The organism is Bradyrhizobium sp. UFLA06-24, assembly GCF_054967145.1.
In genome coordinates this window covers 1-4,209 of record NZ_JADFUE010000149.1, presented here as the reverse complement: position 1 = coordinate 4,209, position 4,209 = coordinate 1, and the positions used below count along the sequence as shown (strand labels likewise).

Annotated in this window: 3 protein-coding genes and 3 pseudogenes; 2 read left to right on the top strand and 4 right to left on the bottom strand. The window is 59.1% G+C overall.

Annotated elements, in window-relative coordinates; all coding sequences use genetic code 11:
* Positions 1 to 176: 176 nt before the first annotated feature.
* Positions 177 to 839, bottom strand: coding sequence for an amino acid ABC transporter permease (locus IF809_RS38065; RefSeq protein ID WP_014498011.1), 663 nt, complete (start codon positions 837 to 839; stop codon positions 177 to 179).
* Complete coding sequence (locus IF809_RS38060) at positions 836 to 1,351, bottom strand: ABC transporter permease subunit (protein ID WP_028144277.1); 516 nt, start codon at positions 1,349 to 1,351, stop codon at positions 836 to 838. The genes IF809_RS38065 and IF809_RS38060 overlap by 4 nt, the downstream gene beginning before the upstream one ends.
* A gap of 26 nt (positions 1,352 to 1,377) precedes the next feature.
* Between IF809_RS38060 and IF809_RS38055 the strand changes: the two are divergent.
* Positions 1,378 to 1,645: pseudogene (locus IF809_RS38055) on the top strand (transposase); the annotation flags it as partial.
* 2 nt (positions 1,646 to 1,647) lie between these two features.
* Here IF809_RS38055 and IF809_RS38050 read toward each other — a convergent pair.
* Both IF809_RS38050 and IF809_RS38045 read right to left on the bottom strand, forming a co-directional pair.
* Positions 1,648 to 1,860, bottom strand: a pseudogene (locus tag IF809_RS38050) (IS110 family transposase); the annotation flags it as partial.
* 149 nt (positions 1,861 to 2,009) lie between these two features.
* On the bottom strand, positions 2,010 to 3,872 hold the full coding sequence (locus IF809_RS38045) for an NEL-type E3 ubiquitin ligase domain-containing protein (RefSeq protein WP_011084490.1): 1,863 nt from the start codon (positions 3,870 to 3,872) through the stop codon (positions 2,010 to 2,012).
* Between the two features lie 243 nt (positions 3,873 to 4,115).
* Between IF809_RS38045 and IF809_RS38040 the strand changes: the two are divergent.
* A pseudogene (locus IF809_RS38040) lies at positions 4,116 to 4,209 on the top strand (IS6 family transposase); the annotation flags it as partial.

The window sequence follows — 4,209 nt, the reverse complement described above, 5'->3', positions numbered from 1 at the left end:
CCAGCGCGCATTCTCTCGCCCCCGAATCAACACGTAGGCAAGAGAATCACGTGGCGCTATTTAGGTACAGACCCTAGAACATGTCTCCGCGCAAAGCGCTCGATGGAGTCGAGCGGGTTCGCTCAAACGGCGCAATTGCCTTTCCCTAGAAGGTTTCGATCGACTAGGAATTGTTTTCAGACTCGAAGACAGCGTTCGATTATACTGGCCAGCCCGCTCAACGCGTAGCAGATCACAAAGAATATGCTCAGCACGCCCAGATAGATCTCGATGGCGTGTGAGTCTCCGGTTCCGACATACGCTAGTCTTTCTATCATTTGACGCGCCGATCCCAAGAGATCCGACACCCCAACAACGGACGTCAGTGCACTCGCCTGGACGAGAACGGTGAGCTGCCCGACGTAGGGCGGCAACGCACGCCGAAATGCTTGTGGCAAAATGACGAACACAAGCGCTTCCGTTGCGCTCAAGCCAAGCGCTCGGGCGCCCTGCTCTTGGCGATGTGGAATTGAATCCAAGGCGCCTCGAAAGACCTCACCGATGTTCGCCCCGCCCCAGAGCCCCAATCCGATTATTGCGGCCGTGAGTGGGCCCGTGCGGAGACCAATTTGCGGAAGGGCAAAGAACACGAAGAGGAGTATCATAAGCGACGGCACGCCGCGGAACAACTCAACGTAAAGCCGTCCGACAAAGCGCGCGAACGTGAGCGTGCTTTGCGACAGCGCCGCGATCAGGAGACCAAGGATTGTCGCCAAAATGACGGTGAGCAGCGAGATCCACAAAGTAACCAAAAGGCTCTTACCAAGGTAAAGGGTGACAGGCCAAACCCAGTTGGTCATTTAACTACTCCCAGCCCCGGAACCGCGAGCCTGCGCTCGAACGTACGAGACAAAGCGCTTAGGATGCTGCACCCCAGCAGGTACATGAGACAAGCGATTCCGAAGGTCTCAAACACTTTAAACGTATCTGACACGATCCGGTTGGCGACATAGGTCAATTCCTGATAGCCGACGACGATCATGAAGGAGGACGACCTGAACTGCGTGATCGCCGTGGTTGTTGTTCCGGTGATCGCGATGCGCAACGCGATCGGGAGTGTGATGTCAAGAAAGGTCTGGAACGCCGGCAAGCCGAGAGCGCGAGCTGCCGTCACTTCGCCTTTCGGCACAGCTTCGAATGCGGCCCTGAAGACCTCCGTTTGATAAGCACCGCCCCACAATGCGAGCGCTAGCCAGGAAGTCTCGAACGGCGTCAGACGGATGCCTATGTCGGGTAGCGCGTAGAACAGAAAGAGCTGGCTCCGGAAATCTGGACAGGGCGATGAGTGGAGTTTCTGCCTGACGGCGGGCAAGATTGTCCCGCGAATCAGGAGAGACGATGAGCAGACGAGCCCGCCGGCAGCACGCACTCGCATTCAAGGCCAAGGTGGCGTTAGCGGCGATCAAGGATCAAGGGCGAGATGACGCTGGCCGAGCTGGCTGAGCATTTCGACATGCATCCGAACCAGATCACGCAGTGGAAGTCCCAGCTTCAGGAAGCGGCGGCCGAGGTCTTTGGTCCTCGCGGTGGCAACAGAACGAGCGAGCCCGCGGGGGACGTGAAAACGCTGCACGCCAAGATCGGGGAGCTGACGCTTGAGAACGATTCCTAAGAAACGGCAGCATCTACTTTCGGCTCCAAGGGCAGGTGAACAAAGCCGAATGCCTTGGCACGCCGCTGCAAATTGTTGACCACTCGCGTCCGGTAGCGCGTCTCGTAGGACGAGGCCCCGGGATCGACATAGTCCATTCCGTATCGCACAGCATTGTAGAACAGAACTGCGATCTTCCGGGCCGTGGCGGTCACGGCCTTGGTCTTGCCAAAGCACTACTGCCGCTTCACAGCATAATGGCTGATCAGCCGTCGCAGTTCAGTTTCCGCCGCTGCGGTTGAACCAATACCTCGCTCAGGCAGTTGCTTGATCCTTCGATCTGGATGAAGGACCGCGTGGTCAAGCAGCAGACGCCGCTTCACAGACTGAGGCCGCGTTTGTTGAGCACCGTGTCCCTCAGAGCACCCTTGATCTCGCGAGCGATGTCCTTGCTGACCTGGGGTCCGAACTCCCGCTCGGCATCCGCAACGACATCGGCCTCAGCGCCGATCAGTCCCGCTTCAACGAGCTTTTGCTTCAGTCGGCCCGGGAACTCCTCCTCCAAGGCATCGGCGAGCTTTTCCTCCATCGTGGCATGGTGTTCCGGTTCAATGCGGAGCACCACATCGTCCCAAGGTTTCCAGTCCGTCGCCAAATAGTCGGCGAACCCCGTCGCCTCCTTGCTCCGCACAGACGTCTCAGCCCTGTCAATGTCTTCCTCGGTGAGGTGAGAGTCGTAGAAGTAGTTCATGTCCGGGGCGATGTGCTGCAGCCCCAGCCGCTCGCGCAGCGTGGCCTGATAGGCAAGGTAGACCTCGATTTCGTCGACGTTGTTGATGGTGCCGCCTGTGCGGAGCGATTGGACCTTCTCGCGCGCGATCCCCCCCAGTGCCTCCAAGCGGAACATGACACGGCCTAGATCAACGAGGGCCGCTACCCCCTCGTTATTGTCATAGAGCCCGTTCTCGACGTTGGCGATCAGGCGCGCGGTTTGCATGCCGTTCCAGGTCAAAGTTCTGCGATCCGCGCAGCTCTCGTTGGCGTCAAGAGCAAGCTGGAAGTACTGCGCGCGCAATTGCGGGTTGGCCGCTGCCTGCCGCAGATCATTGGCCACCCCCTGCTGGAATCCTTCGTTCCCAGAGTTCACGGTATTCCGCAGCCCGTTGAGGAAGTCTGCGTATTGCTGGGCACCGGGTTCTTCTGCAAAGCTCTGCCACTTGGCCACCACCTCGGGATCGCCCTCCTTCGGATCCCCGTTGAGCCAGTCCGCTACTGCCTCGGGAAGAGACTCCGCAGCTACTGTCTCGAGAGGAAACGGCGCAACGGCGGCGTCCTCCCACTGATCTTCGTGCGTCTCAGACAAATCAAAGACGACCCTCGGGCCGGCATACCCATCGGTACTTTGGATTGTGTCCAGGTTCATCAGCATCTCCTGGGGCAGCGGATTGCCAGACACAACCACCTCCGCAGCAGCCCCCAACTGCGTTAGCAAGCCCGTGGGTAGGCTGGTTAGCTGGTTATCGTTAAGGTAAAGTCTTCCGAGACTGGTCGGGAGAGTCTCGGGCAGGCTCGTCAATTGGTTTACACCAACGTCAAGGCTTCCGAGACTGGCCGGGAGAGTCTCGGGCAGGCTCGTCAATTGGTTTACACTAACGTCAAGGCTTTCGAGCCTGGCCGGGAGGGCCTCGGGCAGGCTCGTCAATTGGTTGTTGCCGACGTTGAGGCCCTCGAGCGCGGCCGGGAGGGTCTCAGGCAGGCTGGTGAGCCGATTGCTCCACACGTCCAGCAAGGCGAGCCCGGCCGGAAGCGCGGGCAAGCTGACCAACTGATTCCCATTAACATTGAGCGAATTGAGCGCGTCAGGGAGAGTCTCGGGCAGACTGGTCAGCCGGTTGAAGGACGCGTCGAGCGAGTGGAGCCCGGCTGGAAGTGGAGGCAGGCTGGTGAGGCGCAGCATTGCAAGATTCAGCTCGCCCTGATTCCAAGCATTCACTCGCCTTACAGCCTCTTGTCGATCCTCGAGCGGGTTCTGCCCCTCTTCGGCAGCCCACTCCTCCAGCATCTGGTCGTGCCCCCCCTCCGCAGGAGCAGAATCCCCGAGATTTGCCGGATCGTCAGCGGCGAGCACCGCGTGGGTCAAGACTCCAACCCACTGCGCCTCCTCACCTTCCCGGTCCTCGCGGCCGGAAGATTCGGTGCTGCCATTACCGCGCTGAGCCTGCCCTGCATCAAAGGGATCCATTTCCTGCTCCTTGTCGGACTGAGCAAATTATGCGACCTCTCGGCCCACATCGAACGTTGCAGCCTCTAAGACATTTAGCTTACGTCGAGCTGACGAGCGTTGAACCATGTTGAGGAAGCGATCTGCGCAATTTGTGAAGGAGTTCGGCTTCGATTCGGTGCAGCCTTTCGGCTTGAGCCAGATGAGGTCAGAGGGTACCGTCAAGTTAACGAATTGGAGCGGCGGAGGGGGTAGACGAGCGGCATGCGGACTGCCAAGGACCCTCTTTATCGCCGCCATCGCTTCCCACCGGAAGTGATCAGCTATGCCGTTTGGTTGTATTTCCGGTTTCCCTTAA

Coding starts and splice junctions, on each gene's coding strand:
- IF809_RS38065 (WP_014498011.1), bottom strand. CDS start 839: ATGACCAACTGGGTTTGGCCTGTCACCCTTTACCTTGGTAAGAGCCTT.
- IF809_RS38045 (WP_011084490.1), bottom strand. CDS start 3,872: ATGGATCCCTTTGATGCAGGGCAGGCTCAGCGCGGTAATGGCAGCACC.